This is a genomic window from Streptomyces gottesmaniae (assembly GCF_031845845.1).
Classification (GTDB): Bacteria; Actinomycetota; Actinomycetes; order Streptomycetales; family Streptomycetaceae; genus Streptomyces; species Streptomyces akebiae.
The window spans coordinates 54,003-71,987 of record NZ_JAVRFJ010000018.1 but is presented as its reverse complement, the minus strand read 5'-3'; the positions used below and the strand labels follow the sequence as shown (position 1 = coordinate 71,987).

The 17,985-nt window shown below is 72.1% G+C and carries 12 protein-coding genes; 9 read left to right on the top strand and 3 right to left on the bottom strand.

Going from position 1 to position 17,985, the window contains the following annotated elements; genetic code table 11:
• Positions 1-4: 4 nt before the first annotated feature.
• Genes RM704_RS21315 through dmpG form a run of 3 tightly spaced genes read left to right on the top strand, consistent with a single transcriptional unit; the run spans position 5 to position 2,810 of the window.
• Positions 5-835: a 2-keto-4-pentenoate hydratase gene (locus RM704_RS21315; RefSeq protein ID WP_033526367.1), complete on the top strand. Its 831-nt coding sequence runs from the start codon at positions 5-7 to the stop codon at positions 833-835.
• A complete protein-coding gene (locus RM704_RS21310; protein WP_033526269.1) occupies positions 832-1,788 on the top strand; it encodes an acetaldehyde dehydrogenase (acetylating) in 957 nt (318 codons plus the stop codon). The genes RM704_RS21315 and RM704_RS21310 overlap by 4 nt, the downstream gene beginning before the upstream one ends.
• The gene (dmpG, locus tag RM704_RS21305) at positions 1,785-2,810 is read left to right on the top strand and encodes a 4-hydroxy-2-oxovalerate aldolase (RefSeq protein ID WP_033526268.1); all 1,026 of its coding nucleotides are present in this window, start codon (positions 1,785-1,787) and stop codon (positions 2,808-2,810) included. Before RM704_RS21310 ends, dmpG begins: the two co-directional genes overlap by 4 nt.
• A gap of 660 nt (positions 2,811-3,470) precedes the next feature.
• Here dmpG and RM704_RS21300 read toward each other — a convergent pair.
• Entirely contained in the window at positions 3,471-3,965 is a 495-nt protein-coding gene (locus RM704_RS21300) for a GNAT family N-acetyltransferase (protein ID WP_033526267.1), read from the bottom strand.
• A 114-nt stretch (positions 3,966-4,079) separates the two neighbouring features.
• Here RM704_RS21300 and RM704_RS21295 point away from each other — a divergent pair, with 114 nt between their 5' ends.
• From RM704_RS21295 to RM704_RS21275, 5 genes are all read left to right on the top strand, one after another.
• Complete coding sequence (locus tag RM704_RS21295; RefSeq protein WP_033526266.1) at positions 4,080-4,946, top strand: oxygenase MpaB family protein; 867 nt, start codon at positions 4,080-4,082, stop codon at positions 4,944-4,946.
• Between the two features lie 63 nt (positions 4,947-5,009).
• Positions 5,010-7,298 carry a serine/threonine-protein kinase gene (locus tag RM704_RS21290; RefSeq protein WP_033526265.1) on the top strand — a complete coding sequence of 763 codons (2,289 nt, stop codon included), beginning with the start codon at positions 5,010-5,012 and terminating at the stop codon, positions 7,296-7,298.
• A gap of 419 nt (positions 7,299-7,717) precedes the next feature.
• Positions 7,718-9,316 carry a phytoene desaturase family protein gene (locus RM704_RS21285; protein WP_052145924.1) on the top strand — a complete coding sequence of 533 codons (1,599 nt, stop codon included), beginning with the start codon at positions 7,718-7,720 and terminating at the stop codon, positions 9,314-9,316.
• A gap of 291 nt (positions 9,317-9,607) precedes the next feature.
• On the top strand, positions 9,608-10,720 hold the full coding sequence (locus tag RM704_RS21280) for an NAD(P)H-dependent flavin oxidoreductase (protein WP_033526263.1): 1,113 nt from the start codon (positions 9,608-9,610) through the stop codon (positions 10,718-10,720).
• A complete protein-coding gene (locus RM704_RS21275; RefSeq protein WP_078937028.1) occupies positions 10,717-12,333 on the top strand; it encodes an acyl-CoA synthetase in 1,617 nt (538 codons plus the stop codon). The genes RM704_RS21280 and RM704_RS21275 overlap by 4 nt, the downstream gene beginning before the upstream one ends.
• Positions 12,334-12,924: 591 nt before the next feature.
• Here RM704_RS21275 and RM704_RS21270 read toward each other — a convergent pair.
• A complete protein-coding gene (locus RM704_RS21270) occupies positions 12,925-13,737 on the bottom strand; it encodes an SAM-dependent methyltransferase (RefSeq protein ID WP_033526261.1) in 813 nt (270 codons plus the stop codon).
• 98 nt (positions 13,738-13,835) lie between these two features.
• On the bottom strand, positions 13,836-16,253 hold the full coding sequence (locus RM704_RS21265; protein ID WP_033526260.1) for a penicillin acylase family protein: 2,418 nt from the start codon (positions 16,251-16,253) through the stop codon (positions 13,836-13,838).
• Between the two features lie 228 nt (positions 16,254-16,481).
• Between RM704_RS21265 and RM704_RS21260 the strand changes: the two genes are divergently transcribed.
• Complete coding sequence (locus RM704_RS21260) at positions 16,482-17,981, top strand: acyl-CoA synthetase (protein ID WP_033526259.1); 1,500 nt, start codon at positions 16,482-16,484, stop codon at positions 17,979-17,981.
• The last annotated feature ends 4 nt before the right edge of the window (positions 17,982-17,985 follow it).

Here is a 17,985-nt window from a genome sequence, read left to right as displayed (position 1 = left end):
CGGCATGACGCACACGCCAGTCGAGGCACAGGCCGTGGTCCGCGCCGCCGCACGGCTCGCCACCGCCCTGGAGGAGGGCCGGCCCGTCCCGCCCGTACGGGACCTCATCGGCGAACACGACATCGCCGCCGCCTACGCCGTACAACAGGAGCTCAACCGTCGCAGGCTGGCGGACGGCGCGGTCGTCGTCGGCCGCAAGATCGGCCTGACCTCCCCCGCCGTGCAGCGGCAACTCGGCGTCGACCAGCCCGATTTCGGTGTGCTCTTCGCCGACATGGACGTCTCGGATCTGCCCGAGGTGCCGTCCGGGCGGTTGCTCCAGCCCAAGGCCGAGGCGGAGATCGCCTTCGTGCTCAAGGAGGACCTGGCCGAGGGCGACCTGACCCCGGCGCGGGTACGGGCGGCTGTGGCCTACGCGGTCGCCGCGCTGGAGATCGTCGACAGCCGTATCGCCGACTGGGACATCACCCTCACCGACACGGTCGCGGACAACGCCTCCAGCGGACTGTTCGTCCTCGCCGAACACCGGCTCACCCTGGACGAGTTCGAGCCGCGCGAGGCCTCCATGCGGCTGTACGCCGACGATGTCCTCGTCTCCGAGGGCTCCGGCGCCGCCTGCCTCGGCGACCCGCTGAACGCCCTGTCCTGGCTGGCCCGTACGGCACGGGAGTTCGGCGAGCCGCTGCGCGCGGGCCAGGTCGTCCTGTCCGGCGCGCTCGGCCCCATGGTCCCCACCCCGCCCGGCACCCGGATCCGCGCCGAGATCAGCTCGCTCGGCGAGGTCACGGCCGCCTTCACCGAGAAGGCCGCACCCTGCGAAAAGAGAGACGCATGACGAAGACCAAGGTCGCCATCATCGGGTCCGGCAACATCGGCACCGACCTGATGATCAAGATCCTGCGTCTGTCGGACACCCTGGAGGTCGGCGCCATGGTCGGCATCGACCCGGAGTCCGACGGCCTCGCGCGCGCCGCCCGCCTCGGGATCCCCACGACCCACGAGGGAGTCGACGGCCTGATCTCGCTGCCGCACTTCGACGACATCGAGATCGTCTTCGACGCCACCTCGGCCAAGGCCCACCTGGCCAACGCCCACAAGCTGGTGCCGTACGGCAAGAAGCTCATCGACCTCACGCCCGCGGCCATCGGACCGTTCGTCGTGCCGCCGGTCAACCTGGAGGAGCACCTCGACGCGGGGGCCGACAACCTCAACATGGTCACCTGCGGTGGGCAGGCGACCATCCCCATGGTCGCTGCCGTCTCCGCGGTGGCCGATGTGCACTACGCGGAGATCGTCGCCTCCATCGCCTCCAGATCAGCCGGACCCGGCACCCGCGCCAACATCGACGAGTTCACCGAGACCACCTCCCACGCCATCGAGACCGTCGGCGGTGCCGCGCGCGGCAAGGCGATCATCATCCTCAACCCGGCCGAGCCGCCGCTGATCATGCGGGACACCGTGCTCTGCCTGACCGGCGACGTCGACCAGGACGCCGTGCGCGCCTCCGTCAAGGAGATGGCCGACCGCGTGGCCCAGTACGTGCCCGGCTACCGCCTCAAGCAGGAGGTGCAGTTCGCCCCCGTCGCCGAGGACGAACCGGTGCACACCCTGGTGCCCGGCGGTGCCGGTCCGGTGACCACCCGGATCTCGGTGTTCCTCGAAGTCGAGGGCGCCGCCCACTACCTGCCGGCCTACGCCGGAAACCTCGACATCATGACGTCGGCCGCGCTGCGGGTCGCCGAGTCGATCACCCGGCGCAGCGTCGTTCCCGTGGAGGCCCACCGATGAGCCGCAGCCTGTACATCCAGGACGTCACCCTGCGCGACGGCATGCACGCCATCCGGCACCGCATCGACCCCGCCGACGTGGGCCGCATCGCAGCCGCCCTCGACGCGGCGGGCGTCGACGCGATCGAGGTCGCGCACGGCGACGGCCTGGCGGGCGGTTCGCTCAACTACGGCCCCGGCAGCCACACCGACTGGGAATGGATCGAGGCGGCGGCGGACGCGATCGAGGACGCGGTCCTCACGACCCTCCTCCTGCCCGGTATCGGCACGATCGCCGAACTGGCACGCGCCCACGCCCTGGGCGTCCGCTCGGTCCGTATCGCCACCCACTGCACCGAGGCCGACATCTCCGCCCAGCACATCGCCAAGGCCCGCGACCTCGGCATGGACGTCTCCGGCTTCCTGATGATGAGCCACATGGCCCCGGCCGCCGAACTCGCCGCCCAGGCCAAGCTCATGGAGTCCTACGGCGCCCACTGCGTGTACGTCACCGACTCCGGCGGCCGGCTCACCCTGGACGGCATGCGCGAGCGCGTCCGCGCCTACCGCGACGTCCTCGACCCGGCCACCGAGATCGGCGTGCACGCGCACGAGAACCTGTCCCTGTCGGTCGCGAACAGCGTCGTCGCGGTGGAGGAAGGAGTCACACGGGTCGACGCGTCCCTCGCCGGGCAGGGCGCGGGCGCGGGCAACTGTCCCATCGAGGCCTTCATCGCCGTGGCCAACCTGCAGGAATGGAAGCACGGTTGCGATCTGCTCGCCCTCCAGGACGCCGCCGACGATCTGGTACGACCGCTGCGCGACCGCCCCGTCCAGGTCGACCGTGAGACCCTCACCCTCGGCTACGCGGGCGTCTACTCCTCGTTCCTGCGCCACGCCGAGCTCGCCGCCGAACGCCACGGCGTCGACGCCCGCGCGCTCCTGCTGGAGGTGGGCCGCCGGGGCCTGGTCGGCGGGCAGGAGGACATGATCGTGGACATCGCCCTCGACCTCGCGTCGGGCGGGGCGACCCCGGTGGGCTGAGCACCGATCGACCGCGGCGTCCTGAACGGCGGCGGAAAGCACGGAAACGGGGTCACGCCCGGGATGCGGGCGTCCACGTCCCGGAACTCGATATCCCGATTTCGCTCGGCTTCATCGTGCTCGCGTCGCCCGCTTCGAATGGCCCGAACGCCTCGTGCGCGTAGAAGGGGGAAGGCTCGGACAAGCCGTGACAGGCGGCGCAGCGGAAGAGCGCGCATCCGAGGGTGAGGGAAGCTTCGTGCTTGTCGTCGCGGATCCCCAGCGGATCCGCAGGCGGCGGCGCCCGTGCGGGTGCGCGAAGGCGCCCTCGGCAAGCCGGCGTTGGGCTCTGGTCCACTTCCGGCTGGCACCGGAGTGCGGGAGGCGTCTCATCCGTCCCGCTCGACGGGGACGGCGGCCTCGGCGGCTCGCCGGACCGGCAGGTCGGCGGGTCGCCCTGGAGGTACCACCCTGGCTGCACTGCACGACCTCGATGTCGCACTGAGCCCCCGCCGACGGCGGCGTCCGCATCACTCCACGAACCGCAGACACTGCCCTTGAACGCTTCCTGCCGACGAGCGCGGGATCCGCGCTGTGCCCCGTGGGGCACCCACGAGCAAGTCCGCGGTCGTCCCACGAGCAGGTCAAGGCAGTCGGCTAGGCCGTGCTCTGGGCCGGAGGTCAGGCCCGGAGGTCCCGCTGATACCACGTGCCCGACTTGCCGCCGAGATCGGCCGGGGCGGCAGGGCCGACCGGGACGAACCCGGCCTTGGTCAGGACGCTCCGGGACGCGGCGTTGTCGTGGGAGGTGGCCGCCCGCAGTGTGCGCAGGCCGTGCGTCGCTGTCGCTGTCCGGCACAGCTCCCGGACGCTCGCGGTCGCCATGCCGCGGCCGGCGACCCGCTCCGCGACCCGGTAGCCGAGCCTGGCGGTGCCGTCCTCCAAGTCGTACAGGTTGAACCTTCCGAGTACCGAGCCGTCCTCGGCCACGAGCACGTAGAAGGCGCAGACGCCGGCCTCCTGCTCGGCCAGCGAGGCGTCGTACAGGTCGGTGAACCGGTCGAAGAAGTCGTCACCGCGGTCGGGGATCGAGGAGGCGAAGTAGTCGCGGTTCGCCAGCTCGAAGGCGAGGACCGCCGGGGCGTGGTCGGCGTGCAGCCGCTTCAGCTCGGGCATCGCCCGACTGTATCCGGATCGTGCGCCGAGGCCACCTGGGTTTCCGACAGGGGCAGACAGCCCAGTCACGAACGGTGGCTGGTGCCGACCGGCGAACCTGGTCACACTGACGGAATGGATGCCTCCCGCCACCCCGTCACAGGCGACCCCGGGCTGTTCGGACCGACCTCCGTGACCTGGCAGGCCCATGGCGACCCCATGATGTGGATCGCCGGGGTCCGCGCGCTGTACCTCCAGGCCCTGCACCCGCGCGCGGTGCGTGGCGTCATGCAGAACTCCGACTTCCGCGAGGACGCCTGGCGTCGTCTGATGCGTACGGCGAGCTTCGTCGGCACGACGACGTACGGCACCACCGAGGCCGCCGAGCACGCGGGTGCCCGTGTCCGGAAGATCCACAGTTTGCTCTCGGCCACCGACCCGGACACGGGGGAGCGGTACGGCGTCGACGAGCCGGAGCTGCTGCTGTGGGTGCACTGCGCGGAGATCGACTCCTATCTCCACATCCTGCGTCGCTCCGGCTACCCCCTCACCGAGGCCGCCGCCGACCGGTACGTCGACGAACACCGTGTCAGCGCCCGCCTGGTCGGTCTCGACCCCGCCGAAGTGCCCGGGGACACCGCGGAGTTGGCGGCCTACTTCAAGAGGGTGCGGCCCGAGCTGGCGGTCGGCCCCGAGGCCCGGGAGGTCGACGACTTCCTGCGGCGGCCGCCCACGCACCCGTTGCTCGTACCGGCACGTGAAGCACTGTGGCGGCGCGTGGCGAACCTGGCGTACGCCTCCCTGCCGCCGTACGCCCACGAGTTGTACGGCAGACCGGCCCCCGCACCCGCCGTGGTCACCCGCCGCCTGCGGCTCACCGGGACCTTTCTTCGCGCCGTCCCCGCACGTCTGCGCTGGCAACTCCCGCCCAAACACATCCTCCGCGCGATGTCACGGCTCGGCCCCGGCTCCCGCCCGGCACCGTACAAAGTCGGCAGATAGGCCGCCATACTGGACGGGCCAGGGGTGGGCGGGTCCGTTCGGATACGGGGGCGATCGTCGGCGATGGGGGACACCAGGCTGATCCAGGGCCGTTATCGGCTGCTCGATCTGATCGGGCGCGGGGGAATGGGCGAGGTCTGGCGGGCGAGGGACGAGTCACTGGGGCGGCACGTCGCGGTCAAGTGCCTCAAACCCCTGAACACCCAGCCCGACCAGTCCTTCACCCGTGTCCTGCGGGAGCGGTTCCGGCGCGAGGCGCGCGTGGCGGCGGCCCTCCAGCACCGGGGGGTGACCGTCGTCCACGACTTCGGCGAGTCCGACGGGGTGCTGTTCCTCGTCATGGAGTTGCTGGAGGGCCGCAACCTCAGCCAGCTCCTGGAGGACAACAGACACCATCCGCTGGCGGTCCCCGCGGTCGTGGAGATCGCCGACCAGGTGGCCTCCGCCCTCGCCTACACCCATCACCAGGGCATCGTGCACCGTGACCTGAAGCCCGCCAACATCATGCTGCTCACCGACGGCACCGTGAAGATCTGCGACTTCGGCATAGCGCGCCTGGGCCGTGACGTCACCTTCACCTCCCGCCTCACCGGCACCGGCATCGCGATGGGCACCCCGCACTACATGTCGCCGGAACAGATCGTCGGTGGGCAGGTCGACCGGCGCAGCGACCTCTACTCGTTCGGCTGTGTGCTCTACGAGATCGCCACCGGGGTGCCGCCCTTCGACCTCGACGACGCCTGGGCCGTGCTCATGGGCCACCGCGACACCGCGCCGACACCCCCACGCGACCACCGCGCCGAGGTGCCCGAGTACCTCGACCGGATCATCCTCGACCTGCTCGCCAAGGAGCCGGAGGAACGCCCCCACGACGCCCGCGAACTGGGCCGCAGGGTCGACGAGGGGCGGGCGGCGACGGCTTCGGCACCGGCCCGCGTCCACGTCCGGGCCGTCGTCCCGCCCCCGGTCACGCCAGAGGCCGTTCCCGGCGCGCCCCGGCCCCGGTCGCGACCCGGAGGGCCGCCGTCGCGCGAACCCCGGCTGCCTTCGTGGACCCGGGGCATGACCACCGGCCACAAGGCCACCGGCACCGGACCGGGCCTCGCTCCGCCGGACGCCTCGGCCGGGCTCACCGGAGAGTGGATCGCCCGCCCCGTCACCGGCGGCGTCGAACACCCCGCACAGGACGAACGCCCCGCCCCACCAACGGAGTTGATCACCACCCTGGTCGGCCGGCACAACGCGGGCCTGAGCCTCGGTCGCCTCGGCCGCTGGACGGAGGCGGGCGAGGTGCACCGCGCGGTCGCCGCCGAACGCGAGCACGCCCTCGGTCCCGACCACCCGGACACCCTCTCCAGCCGCTACGAGGTCGGCTTCACCCTCAGCCGCACCGGCCGCCCCGCCGACGCGCTGCGCGAGTTCGCCCACGTCGTACGCGCCCGCGAGCGCGTCCTCGGCCCCGAACACCCCGAGACCCTCTCCGCCCGGCAGGAGATGGCGTACGTGCTGGGCCAGTTGGGCCGGCACTTCGAAGCCCACCAGGCCTACACCTCGGTCCTCGCCGTCCGAGAGCGCCTCGCAGGCCCCGACCATCCGGACACCCTGCGCTGCCGCCACAACCTCGCCTACAACCTCAGCAGGCTCGGCCGCCTGGAGGACTCGTACCGCCTGGCGAACGACGTGGCCGCCGCCCGCGCCCGTGTACTCGGCGCCAACCACCCCGACACCCTCGTCACCCGGTACGAAGTCTCCTACGGCCTCGGTCAGTTGGGGCGCTGGCCCGAGGCGCTGCGGACCTACCAGGAGGTCGCCGACGCCCGGGCCCAGGCCCTCGGCCCCGACCACCCCGACACGCTCGCCGCCCGCCACGAGGTCGGCATCAGCCTCGGCAGACTGGGCCGCAGCGCCGACGCGCTCACCCTCTATCGCGCGCTCGTCGACGACCGCACCCGCGTCCACGGCCCCGCCCACAGCGAGACACTCCGCGCCCGCCACGGCCTCGGCGTCAACCTCGGCCGCCTGGGCCGCTGGGAGGAGGCCCTCGCCGAGTCCCGTGACGTGTGCGCCCTGCGCGAGCGCGTCCTCGGCCCGGACCACCCCGACACCCTCGTCAGCCGCCGTGAGGTCGCCGTCGGCCTCGGCTGGCTCGGCCGCTGGGCCGACGCCTTCACCGAGTACCGCCGCGTTGCCGACGCCCGCGAACGGGTCCTCGGCCCCGACCACCCCGACGCCCTCAGCAGCCGCAACGACGAGGCCCACTGCCTGGAACAACTCGGCCGCGGCCAGGAGGCGGTGGAGCTGTACCGACGCGTGGCGGCGTTACGCCGACAAGGTGCGACCGGCCACCGCTGAGCCCCGGCCGGGACCCGGGAACGGTGCCCACTCACACGCCGGGCGCCACATCGTCCGTCGAGAACAGCAGCCCCCACCCCGCGCACCCCGGCGCGTACCCCGGCGGCCCTGATGCCGGGCACCGGCCCCGCGCCCCCGTTCTTCGGTGGCCTCGGTTTCCGTCGGTGCTCGCGCACTGCCCGGCAACCCCGGCTCTCGGACCAGATGCCCACGTGTAGTGCCCCCGCGAGCCCCCAGCCCTTCCGCCCGTCCGGGCCCCGAAGCCTTCCGCCCGCCCGCGCACCCCCGACGGCCCCACCCCGGCCCCGGCGCCCGCATCCACCGCGGCCCCCGGCGGGGGCCGGAGCCCGGTCGCGGCCCGTTGATCCACCTGGCACGCCCCCCTGGCCGACCTCGATCATGGCGTGTTACCAAGAGCCATGCCTGCCACCCCCGCACCCTCAGCACGGTCCGGCCGCCCGAGCGGGCCCCGGCCGCACGACTCGTACGACGCCGTGATCGTCGGCGGCGGTCACAACGGTCTGGTCGCCGCCGCGTATCTCGCGCGCGCGGGCCGTTCCGTCCTCGTGCTGGAGCGGCTGGACCACACCGGCGGAGCCGCCGTGTCCACACGCCCCTTCGCCGGGGTCGACGCCCGGCTGTCGCGGTACTCCTACCTGGTCAGCCTGCTGCCCAGGAAGATCGTGCGGGACCTGGACCTCGACTTCCGGGTCCGCGGCCGCACGATTTCCTCCTACACTCCCGTCGAACGCGACGGCCACCCCACCGGTCTGCTGGTCGGCGGCGGCGAGCGACGCACCCGCGAGGCCTTCGAACGGCTGACCGGTTCGGGCCGCGAGTACGAGGCCTGGCAGCGGTTCTACGGGATGACGGGCCATGTCGCCGAACGGGTGTTCCCGACGCTCACCGAGCCCCTCCCCACCCGGGACGATCTGCGCCGCCGCGTCGACGACGAGGAGGCGTGGCGGATCCTCTTCGAGGAGCCGATCGGCGCCGCCGTCGAGTCGACGTTCACCGACGACCTCGTACGCGGCGTCGTCCTCACCGACGCGCTCATCGGTACCTTCGCGGACGCCCACGACCCCTCGCTGCGTCAGAACCGCTGCTTCCTCTACCACGTGATCGGCGGCGGCACGGGCGCCTGGGACGTGCCCGTCGGCGGCATGGGCGCCCTCACCGACGCGCTGGCCGCGGCAGCGCGCGACGCCGGTGCCGTGATCGCCACAGGGCACGAGGTCCGGCGGATCGCCACGGACGGCCGGTCCGCCGAGATCACGTTCCGGACCGCCGACACGGAGGGCACGGTCGCCGCCCGGCACGTCCTGGTCAACGCCTCGCCGCAGGAACTGGCCACCCTGACCGGCGACGAACCGCCCGCGCCGGCCGAGGGCGCCCAGCTCAAGGTGAACATGCTGCTCAAGCGGCTCCCGAGGCTCCGCGACGCGTCCGTCGATCCCCACGAGGCCTTCGCCGGAACCTTCCACATCGCCGAGGGGTACGACCAACTGGCGGCCTCCTACGCCCAGGCCGCCTCCGGCACACTCCCCGAGGCCCCGCCCTCCGAGATCTACTGCCACTCCCTCACCGACCCGACCATCCTCGGACCGGACCTGGTCGAGCGCGGCTATCAGACGCTCACCCTGTTCGGCCTGCACGCGCCCGCGCGGCTGTTCGAGGCCGACAACGACGGCGTACGCGAGGAACTCCTCAAGTCGACCCTCGCCCAGCTGGACGCCCACCTCGCCGAGCCCCTCGCCGACTGCCTGGCCACCGACGCCGACGGTCGCCCCTGCATCGAGGCCAGAACCCCCCTCGACCTGGAACGCGACCTGGGCCTCCCCGGCGGCAACATCTTCCACCGCGACCTCGCCTGGCCCTATGCCCGGGAGGACGTCGGCCGCTGGGGCGTGGAGACCCGCCACGCCAACGTCCTGCTGTGCGGCGCGGGCGCGGTGCGCGGCGGCGGGGTCAGCGGGGTGCCCGGGCACAACGCGGCCATGGCGGTCCTGGGGGAGTGAGGGAAAGGGCGGTCGGCGGCAGCACCCCGGGCCGCCCCTGGCGGCCGCGGCCATTGTCCGGTCGCCCGGACAGCCCTGCCAAACAATGCGGCGTGCGCTGAAATCGATGGTGCGAGCGGCGACGGGGGGGCCGTTCACGGGGGAAGGCCCTGCTGATTGCCCGCGATCAGCAGGGCCGCGCCCTGTCAGGGGCACGGCCCAGGCGCCCGTGACCCCGCGTGCCCAGCCAAATCTGACGGAGCATCAGAAAAACCCTTCCCTCGTCCGGAGGACTGCGGCATCCTGCGCACCATGCAGACGGAGCTGAGCAACACACTCGGAGTCCAGTACGCCGTCTTCGGCTTCACGCCGTTCCCCGCGGTCGCGGCGGCCATCAGCCGGGCCGGCGGCTTCGGGGTGCTCGGCGCGGTGCGCTACACGGCCCCCGACGACCTCAAACGCGACCTCGACTGGATCGAGGCCCACGTCGACGGCATGCCGTACGGACTGGACGTCGTGATGCCGGCCAAGAAGGTCGAGGGCGTGACGGAGGCGGACGTCGAGGCGATGATCCCCGAGTCGCACCGGCAGTTCGTCCAGGACACCCTCGCCAAGTACGGCGTGCCCGAACTCGCTGAGGGGGAGGCCTCCGGCTGGCGCATCACCGGCTGGATGGAACAGGTCGCCCGCGGCCAGCTCGACGTCGCCTTCGACTATCCGATCAAGCTGCTCGCCAACGCCCTCGGCTCCCCGCCCGCCGACGTCATCGACCGCGCGCACGCGCAGGGCGTCCTCGTCGCCGCACTCGCCGGCAGCGCCCGCCACGCCCGCAAGCACGCGGACGCCGGTATCGACATCGTCGTGGCCCAGGGCTACGAGGCCGGCGGCCACACCGGCGAGATCGCCTCGATGGTGCTGACCCCCGAAGTCGTCGACGCCGTCGACCCGTTGCCGGTGCTCGCCGCCGGTGGCATCGGCAGCGGACAGCAGGTGGCCGCCGCCCTCGCGCTGGGCGCCCAGGGCGTCTGGCTCGGCTCGCTCTGGCTGACCACCACCGAGGCCGAACTGCCCTCGCCCCGGCTGATCGAGAAGCTGCTCGCCGCCGGTTCCGGCGACACCGTCCGCTCCCGTGCGCTCACCGGCAAACCCGCCCGCCAGCTCCGTACGGAATGGACCGACGTCTGGGACGACCCGGCCGGACCGGGCACCCTCCCCATGCCCCTCCAGGGCCTGCTCGTCGCGGACGCGGTGTCCCGCATCCAGAAGTACGAGGTGGAGCCGCTGCTCGGCACCCCGGTCGGGCAGATCGTCGGCCGCATGAACAGCGAACGCAGCGTCCAGGCCGTCTTCGACGACCTCACCCGAGGCTTCGAGAAGGCCGTGGACCGCCTCGACCGGATCGCCGGAAGGAGCGCGGAACAGTGAGCCAAGCCCCCTCTCCTCAAGCCCCCTCTCCCCAGGGCTCGTCTCCTCAGAGCTCATCTCCTCAGAGCTCATCTCCCCAGGGTTTTTGGGCCCAGGCCACCAAGGACCCGGACCGGACGGTGCTCATCGCACCCGACGGCGAGGGATGGACCGCCGGACGGTTGCACGCCGAGACCAACCGGCTGGTCCACGGACTGCGCGCGGCCGGACTCGAACGCGGCGACGCCTTCGCGGTGGTCCTGCCCAACGGAGTCGAGTTCCTCGTCGCCTACCTGGCCGCCACGCAGGCCGGTTTCTACCTCGTCCCCGTCAACCACCACCTCGTGGGACCCGAGATCGCGTGGATCGTCTCCGACTCGGGCGCCAAGGTGCTCATCGCGCACGAGCGGTTCGCCGAGGCCGCCCGGAACGCGGCCGACGAGGCGAAGCTCCCCGAGAACCGCCGGTACGCCGTCGGCACGGTCGAAGGCTTCCGGTCGTACGCCGAACTCCCGGACGGTCAGCCCGCGTCGCCTCCCGCGGAGCGCACCCTCGGCTGGGTCATGAACTACACCTCGGGCACCACGGGCCGCCCCCGGGGCATCCGACGCCCCCTGCCCGGCAAGCTTCCCGAGGAGTCCTATCTCGGCGGTTTCCTCGGCATCTTCGGCATCCGGCCGTTCGACGACAACGTCCACCTGGTCTGTTCGCCGCTCTACCACACGGCCGTCCTGCAGTTCGCCGGCGCGTCCCTGCACATCGGGCACCGTCTGGTGCTGATGGACAAGTGGACGCCCGAGGGGATGCTCCGCGCCATCGACACCCACCGCTGCACCCACACCCATATGGTGCCGACCCAGTTCCACCGCCTCCTCGCGCTCCCCGAGGAGGTGCGCACCCGCTACGACGTGTCGTCCATGCGGCACGCCATCCACGGGGCCGCGCCCTGCCCCGACCATGTGAAGCGCGCCATGATCGAGTGGTGGGGCGAGTGCGTCGAGGAGTACTACGCGGCCAGCGAGGGCGGCGGCGCCTTCGCCACCGCCGAGGACTGGCTGAAGAAACCGGGCACGGTCGGCAAGGCCTGGCCCATCAGCGAACTCGCCGTCTTCGACGACGACGGCAACCGGCTGCCGCCCGGTGAACTCGGCACCGTATACATGAAGATGAGCACCGGCGGCTTCTCGTACCACAAGGACGAGGGCAAGACGCGCAAGAACCGCATCGGGGACTTCTTCACCGTCGGCGACCTCGGTCTCCTCGACGAGGACGGCTATCTCTTCCTCCGCGACCGCAAGATCGACCTGATCATCTCCGGCGGCGTCAACATCTACCCCGCCGAGATCGAGGCCGCCCTGCTCACCCATCCCGCCGTCGCCGACGCCGCCGCCTTCGGTATCCCGCACGACGACTGGGGCGAGGAGGTCAAGGCCGTGGTCGAACCGGCCCCCGGATTCACCCCGGGACCGGTCCTGGCCGAGGAGATCCTCGCCCACTGCACCCGCCGACTGGCCGGGTACAAACGCCCGAGGAGCGTCGACTTCACCGAGGCGATGCCCCGCGACCCCAACGGCAAGCTCTACAAGAGGCGGCTGCGGGAGCCGTACTGGGAAGGCCGCGAGAAGGCCGTCTGACTTCCGGCGCCCCGGTCACCGCAGCCGAGTCGCCTTGTCCCACCCGTGTCCGACGGGCCCCGGGCCACCGTCAGCCGAGGCCCGGTGACGCCCGCGGCCGCGAGCCCCGGCCCACTCGTGGGCGACTCGAAGGCAGTGCTTGGGCGTTGGGCGCGCCCCGGCCAGTGCGATGACTTTGCTGTGGACGGGGGCGCGGGTCCGGGGACGGGGTGCTCGGTCACGGGCGGTCGGGACCGACTTGGCCCGTCCGCGCCGAGGCGGCGGGCCCACCGGCTGCCACCCCGACCCGGCTCATCCGAAGCTGAGCCGTTCCGGTCCACTCGCGGTCGACTTTTCCGTTCTGCCTGCGGCTGAGCTGTCCGGCGACGCCCGCAGACGCGTCACCTGGTGATGCCTGCCGGCCCGCTCGTGGGCGGTTCGACGGTCAGGGCTTGGGCGCGCCCCGGCCCAGTGCGATGACGGTGCTGGGCGGGAGCGGGTCCGGGACGGGGGGTTCGGTCACGGGCAGCAGCCCAGCGACGCCCGCAACCGAGTCGCCTGGCGACGCCGGCATCCGCGAGCGGCCGATCCGTTCGTGGGCGGCTTCGACGGTCAGGGCTTGCGCGCGACCCCGCCCAGTGCGATGACCTCGCCGTGGACCGGTGTCGCGGGGCCGGGGCGCCAGTCGTTCAGCGGTACCACCCCGGGCTCCTGCAGCTCCAGACCGTCGAAGAATCCGGCGAGTTCGGCGGGGCTGCGCAGGTAGTAGGGGACGGCGCCGCTCTCGTTGTAGCGGCGGGTGGCCTCCGCGTTCGCCTCGTGTGTGTCCACGCTGTCGTTGAACGCGAACCAACTCCCCGACGGCAGTGCGTCCATCAGGGAGCCGACGATGGCGCGCGCCTCGGCGTAGTCGGCGATGTGGCCGCTGACCTGCATCATCGTCAGCGCGACCGGTCGGGAGAGATCGAGGGTCCTCGCGGCCTCCCGCAACACGGTCGTGGGGTCGTGCAGATCGCAGTCGACGTAGTCGGTCGCCCCCTCGGGCGTGCTGGTGAGAAGCGCCCGCGCATGGGTCAGGACCAGCGGGTCGTTGTCCACGTAGACGACCCGCGAGTCCGGGGCCGTCCGCTGCGCGATCTCGTGCGTGTTGTCCGCCGTCGGCAACCCGGTGCCGATGTCGAGGAACTGGCGTATCCCCGCCTCACCGGCCAGGAAGGCGACCGCCCGGCCGAGGAACGCCCGCGAGTCACGGGCCAGGTCGGTGATGCCGGGGAACACCGCGCGGAAGGCGTCGCCCGCCGCGTGGTCGACCGGGTAGTTGTCCTTGCCGCCCAGCCAGTAGTTCCAGATCCGGGCCGAGTGCGGCACCGACGTGTCGATCATGGTCGTCGAATCCGTCTCGCGACGTAACGAGTCCTGCGCCACCGAGGGGCCTCCTCATGAGGAACGGTTATATGCCTATGGCATGGGTGCTGCCAGAAGAATGGTGCCGCCCCGGGCGGGACGGCACCACATCCCCTCGCTCATTGGCTCACACGCACCACCTTCAGCTTCGGCGAGGACAGGATGTCCTTCTCGCAGAAACGGGAGGTCACCCACTTCTCCGCCGAGAACAGCCGCGTCTGGTCCAGGTAGTGCGGTGAATTCGGGTTCGAGGACTGCGAGTACGTCAGCAGCGTGCGGGCCACCGGGCAGCGCCCGCCGTCCCAGCCGACCGCCTGCACATGGCTGGAACCCGACGAGACCTCCGCGTAGCCGCCGTCGGCCCCGCGCCAGGCCGACTCGATCTTGTTCCACACGCCCAGCGACTCGGTGCCGCCGGACACCGGGATGCGCAGGCCGTTCCGTACGACGAACTGGTGGTCGCCGAGCGGGGCGTCCAACGCGACGCCCGCCGCCCGCAGTTCCGTCACCGTCTCCGCCAGGGCCGTCTCGAAGCCGGGCGCGTCGGTGTTGAGGGTGTGGGGGGTGTTGACCGGGTCCGCCGCCGAGAACGGCACCTTCCACAACTGCGGGCGCGGCACCATGGCGTTCAGCCGCCGCCAGAACCGGTCGAAGAGCAGCGCGCCCCGACTGTCGCTGTCGACGGTCCGGTTCCAGGTCCGCAGCACCCGGCACGCCTCGGAGACGTCCACCACCTCACCGTCACCGGCCGTCGCCGTCCCGCCCGGCAGCGCGGCGCACGCCCGCGCCACGTCGTCGGCCGCGAGATCGGCCGCGGGCACCCGGTTGGCGAACTGCTGCCGCTGGAGGTCGCGTACGGTCAGGCCGCCCCGGTCGGCCATGGCCGCCACGTCCTCGATCGCGCCGCGCGTGCGCAGCGACCGCTGGGTGCCGACGTTGCCGAAGACGCGCTCGTACCCCGTCAGCGGCCGGTCCGCGTTGGCGAGCCACGCGCTGTCGTTGGAGTTCTCCGCGTACGGCGCGTCCTTGAGCGTCGGCATCCTCGCGGGCCCGAAGATGCCCGGCTGCACGGCGTCGGTGTCGCTGCCGAGCGCACAGTCCGAGCGCGAGCCGTCCAGGACGGCGACGCCCGCCGACGGATAGGTGGCCCGGCCCAGCGGCGTCGAGCAGCGGGCCGCGAGGTCGTCGGTGATCCGGGGGAGGGTCTGCGACTGGGTGAACAGGGTGTGCCCGGCGGAGTCCGCGGCGACGGTGTTCACCCAGGGCAGGCCCTGGTGCCGGGCGAGCGAGGTGAGGATGTCCGCGGTGCCGCGCGCCTTGGCGAAGCCCAACGAGGTGTCGGTGAAGCGCATGTTCGCCGCGTTGGGGTCGTGCACGGCGTACGCGGTACCGGCCGTCCAGGGCAGCGGAAGGTCGGCGCCGAGTGAGGTGACGACCGGGCCGTACCGCGTCCACCACTGGGTGCGGGTGACCGGGGAGCCGTCCTTCACCCCGACGGTGACGGTCCGCTTCGTCATCCGCTCCGGCTCGCCGTCCACCAGATACGCGGTCGGGTCGGCCGGGTCCAGCGTCAGCTGATGGAGGTTCATGGGGACGCCGGTGGCGACGGTGTGGCTCCACGCCACCTTCGCGTTGAAGCCGATCTGGGTGATCGGCGAGCCGAGCAGCGCCCCGCCGGAGACGTTCAGCTCACCCGGGATCGTCTGCTGCGCCTGCCAGAAGCGGCGCCCACCGGCCCACGGGTAGTGCGGGTTGCCCAGCAGCAGACCCCGGCCGTCGGCCGTGGTGGTGCCGCCGAAGGCGACGGCGTTCGAGCCCATGTCGGCGTTCGCGGCGTCGAACAGCTCGCTCGCGGCGCGGGCGGCGCTCTTCGCGTCCGGGGCGGCGGCCGTGTCGGGGGCGCCGGCGGCGGGCGGCTGGGCGGTGGCGATGGTGTCCACGAGCCGCCCCTCGCCGCCGAGCACGGCCAGCGCGTACGCCCGCGAGAACACGTCGAGCGTGGAGACCGGCCGCACCCAGGAGGCGCCCTTGCACGCGGGGTCGCTGATCCGGTTCTTCCTCAGCCAGGCGTTGTAGCCGGCCGCCCAGCCCCGCATCAGATCCTTGACCGCGCGGCTCGGCCCCAGCGGCTCGGGCAGCTCCAGCAGCCGCCGCACGGTGCCGGCCTCCCGGACTCCCCGGAAGTACAGGTCGCTCGTGAGGTTCCTGGAGGCGGAGGAGAGCGAGAAGTCGGAGGCGGCGTCGGGCCCGAAGTGGCGGGAGCGTTCTCCCCGCACGGTCACGAAACCGTCGGCGAGCACGCAGACCTGGTCGGCGGCCTGCGCCCAGCCGGTGCCGAAGCCCAGGTCGGCGTAGTCCTTGCCGACGATGTGCGGAACGCCGTACTCCGTGTAGCGGATCACGGCGGACAGACCGCCGTGGGACGTGCGCTGCCCACCGGCCCGCTCGTCGGTGGCGGCGCCGGCCGAGGGCAGTACGGCCGAGGCGGTGAGGAGGGCGACGGCCGAGACCACCAGCTGTCTCAGACGAGTGCGCATGGCGACTCCCAACATCGTTGGAGGAAGAAAGGGTTGAGCGTGTCGACACGTGTCTGCGTAGTCCATACGGGTGATGGATCTTCTCTCGAGGTGACTCACCGTTCGCAGGCCCGGGTTGAGCGACTTCCCGCCATGTGTGCCGGATACGGCCGTACGGCTGTCGCGCTTGACCTGGCTCGCGCGACGGACCGAGGATCACGACAGACCCTGGACGAAGGAGAGCGGGACATGACGGCTGGTCGCAGCGTGACGGTCGACGGGACGCTGCGGCGCAGCGCCCGGCGCACCCCCGCCCGCGTCGCGATCCACTACGGCGAACGGTCCTGGACCTACGCCGAACTGGACGACGCCGTCTCCCGCGCCGCCCGCGCGCTGCGCGACACCGGCCTCGAGCCGGGCGACCGGGTCGCCGCCTACGGCCACAACTCGGACGCCTACCTCATCGCCTTCCTGGGCGCCGCCCGAGCGGGCCTGGTCCACGTCCCGGTCAACCAGAACCTCACCGGCGACGACCTCTCCTACATCCTCGACCAGTCCGGCAGCACGCTCGTCCTCACCGACCCGGACCTGGCGGGCCACCTCCCCGACGGCACGCGCACCCTGGCGCTGCGCGACACGGACGACTCGCTCCTCGCCCGCCTCGCCGCCACCGAGCCGTACGAGGGTGCGGAGCCCCGTGCCGAGGACCTCGTCCAGCTGCTCTACACCTCGGGCACCACCGCGCTCCCCAAGGGCGCGATGATGACGCACCGCGCGCTGGTGCACGAGTACCTCAGCGCCATCGCCGCCCTCGACCTCCAGGCGGGCGACCTGCCCGTGCACTCCCTGCCGCTCTACCACTCCGCGCAGATGCACGTCTTCCTGGTGCCGTACCTCGCGGTCGGCGCCACCAACACGATCCTCGACGGCCCCGACGGCGACCGGATCCTCGACCTGGTGGAGGAGGGCCGCGCCGACAGCCTCTTCGCCCCGCCCACGGTGTGGATCTCCCTCGCGAACCGCCCCGACTTCGACACCCGCGACCTCGGCGGGCTGCGCAAGGCCTACTACGGGGCGTCGATCATGCCGGTGCCCGTCCTCGAACGCCTCCGGGAGCGCCTGCCGAAGCTGGCCTTCCACAACTGCTTCGGACAGAGCGAGATCGGCCCGCTCTCCATGGTCCTCGGCCCCTACGAGCACAAGGGCCGGATGGATTCCTGCGGGCGTCCCGTCATGTTCGTCGAGGCCAAGGTCGTCGACGAGGACGGCGAGGAGGTGCCCGACGGCTCTCCCGGCGAGATCGTCTACCAGTCGCCCCAACTCTGCGAGGGCTACTGGGAGAAGCCGGAGGAGACCGCCGAGGCCTTCCGTGACGGCTGGTTCCACTCCGGGGACCTCGCGGTGCGGGACGCCCACGGGTTCTTCACCGTCGTCGACCGGGTGAAGGACGTCATCAACTCCGGTGGCGTCCTGATCGCCTCCCGCCAGGTCGAGGACGCGCTCTACGCCCACGACCGGGTCGCCGAGGTCGCGGTGATCGGCCTGCCCGACGACCACTGGATCGAGGCCGTCGCGGCGGTCGTCGTCCCCCGGGACGAGGTGACCGAGGACGAACTGATCGCCCACGCCCGCGAGAAGCTCCCCCACTTCAAGGCCCCGAAGAGGGTCTTCTTCGTCGACGAACTACCGCGCAACGCCAGCGGAAAGATCCTCAAGCGCGAGCTGCGGGACCGCTTCGCGCGGCCCTGACCCC

Coding starts and splice junctions, on each gene's coding strand:
- RM704_RS21315 (WP_033526367.1), top strand. CDS start 5: ATGACGCACACGCCAGTCGAGGCACAGGCCGTGGTCCGCGCCGCCGCA.
- RM704_RS21310 (WP_033526269.1), top strand. CDS start 832: ATGACGAAGACCAAGGTCGCCATCATCGGGTCCGGCAACATCGGCACC.
- dmpG (WP_033526268.1), top strand. CDS start 1,785: ATGAGCCGCAGCCTGTACATCCAGGACGTCACCCTGCGCGACGGCATG.
- RM704_RS21300 (WP_033526267.1), bottom strand. CDS start 3,965: ATGCCCGAGCTGAAGCGGCTGCACGCCGACCACGCCCCGGCGGTCCTC.
- RM704_RS21295 (WP_033526266.1), top strand. CDS start 4,080: ATGGATGCCTCCCGCCACCCCGTCACAGGCGACCCCGGGCTGTTCGGA.
- RM704_RS21290 (WP_033526265.1), top strand. CDS start 5,010: ATGGGGGACACCAGGCTGATCCAGGGCCGTTATCGGCTGCTCGATCTG.
- RM704_RS21285 (WP_052145924.1), top strand. CDS start 7,718: ATGCCTGCCACCCCCGCACCCTCAGCACGGTCCGGCCGCCCGAGCGGG.
- RM704_RS21280 (WP_033526263.1), top strand. CDS start 9,608: ATGCAGACGGAGCTGAGCAACACACTCGGAGTCCAGTACGCCGTCTTC.
- RM704_RS21265 (WP_033526260.1), bottom strand. CDS start 16,253: ATGCGCACTCGTCTGAGACAGCTGGTGGTCTCGGCCGTCGCCCTCCTC.
- RM704_RS21260 (WP_033526259.1), top strand. CDS start 16,482: ATGACGGCTGGTCGCAGCGTGACGGTCGACGGGACGCTGCGGCGCAGC.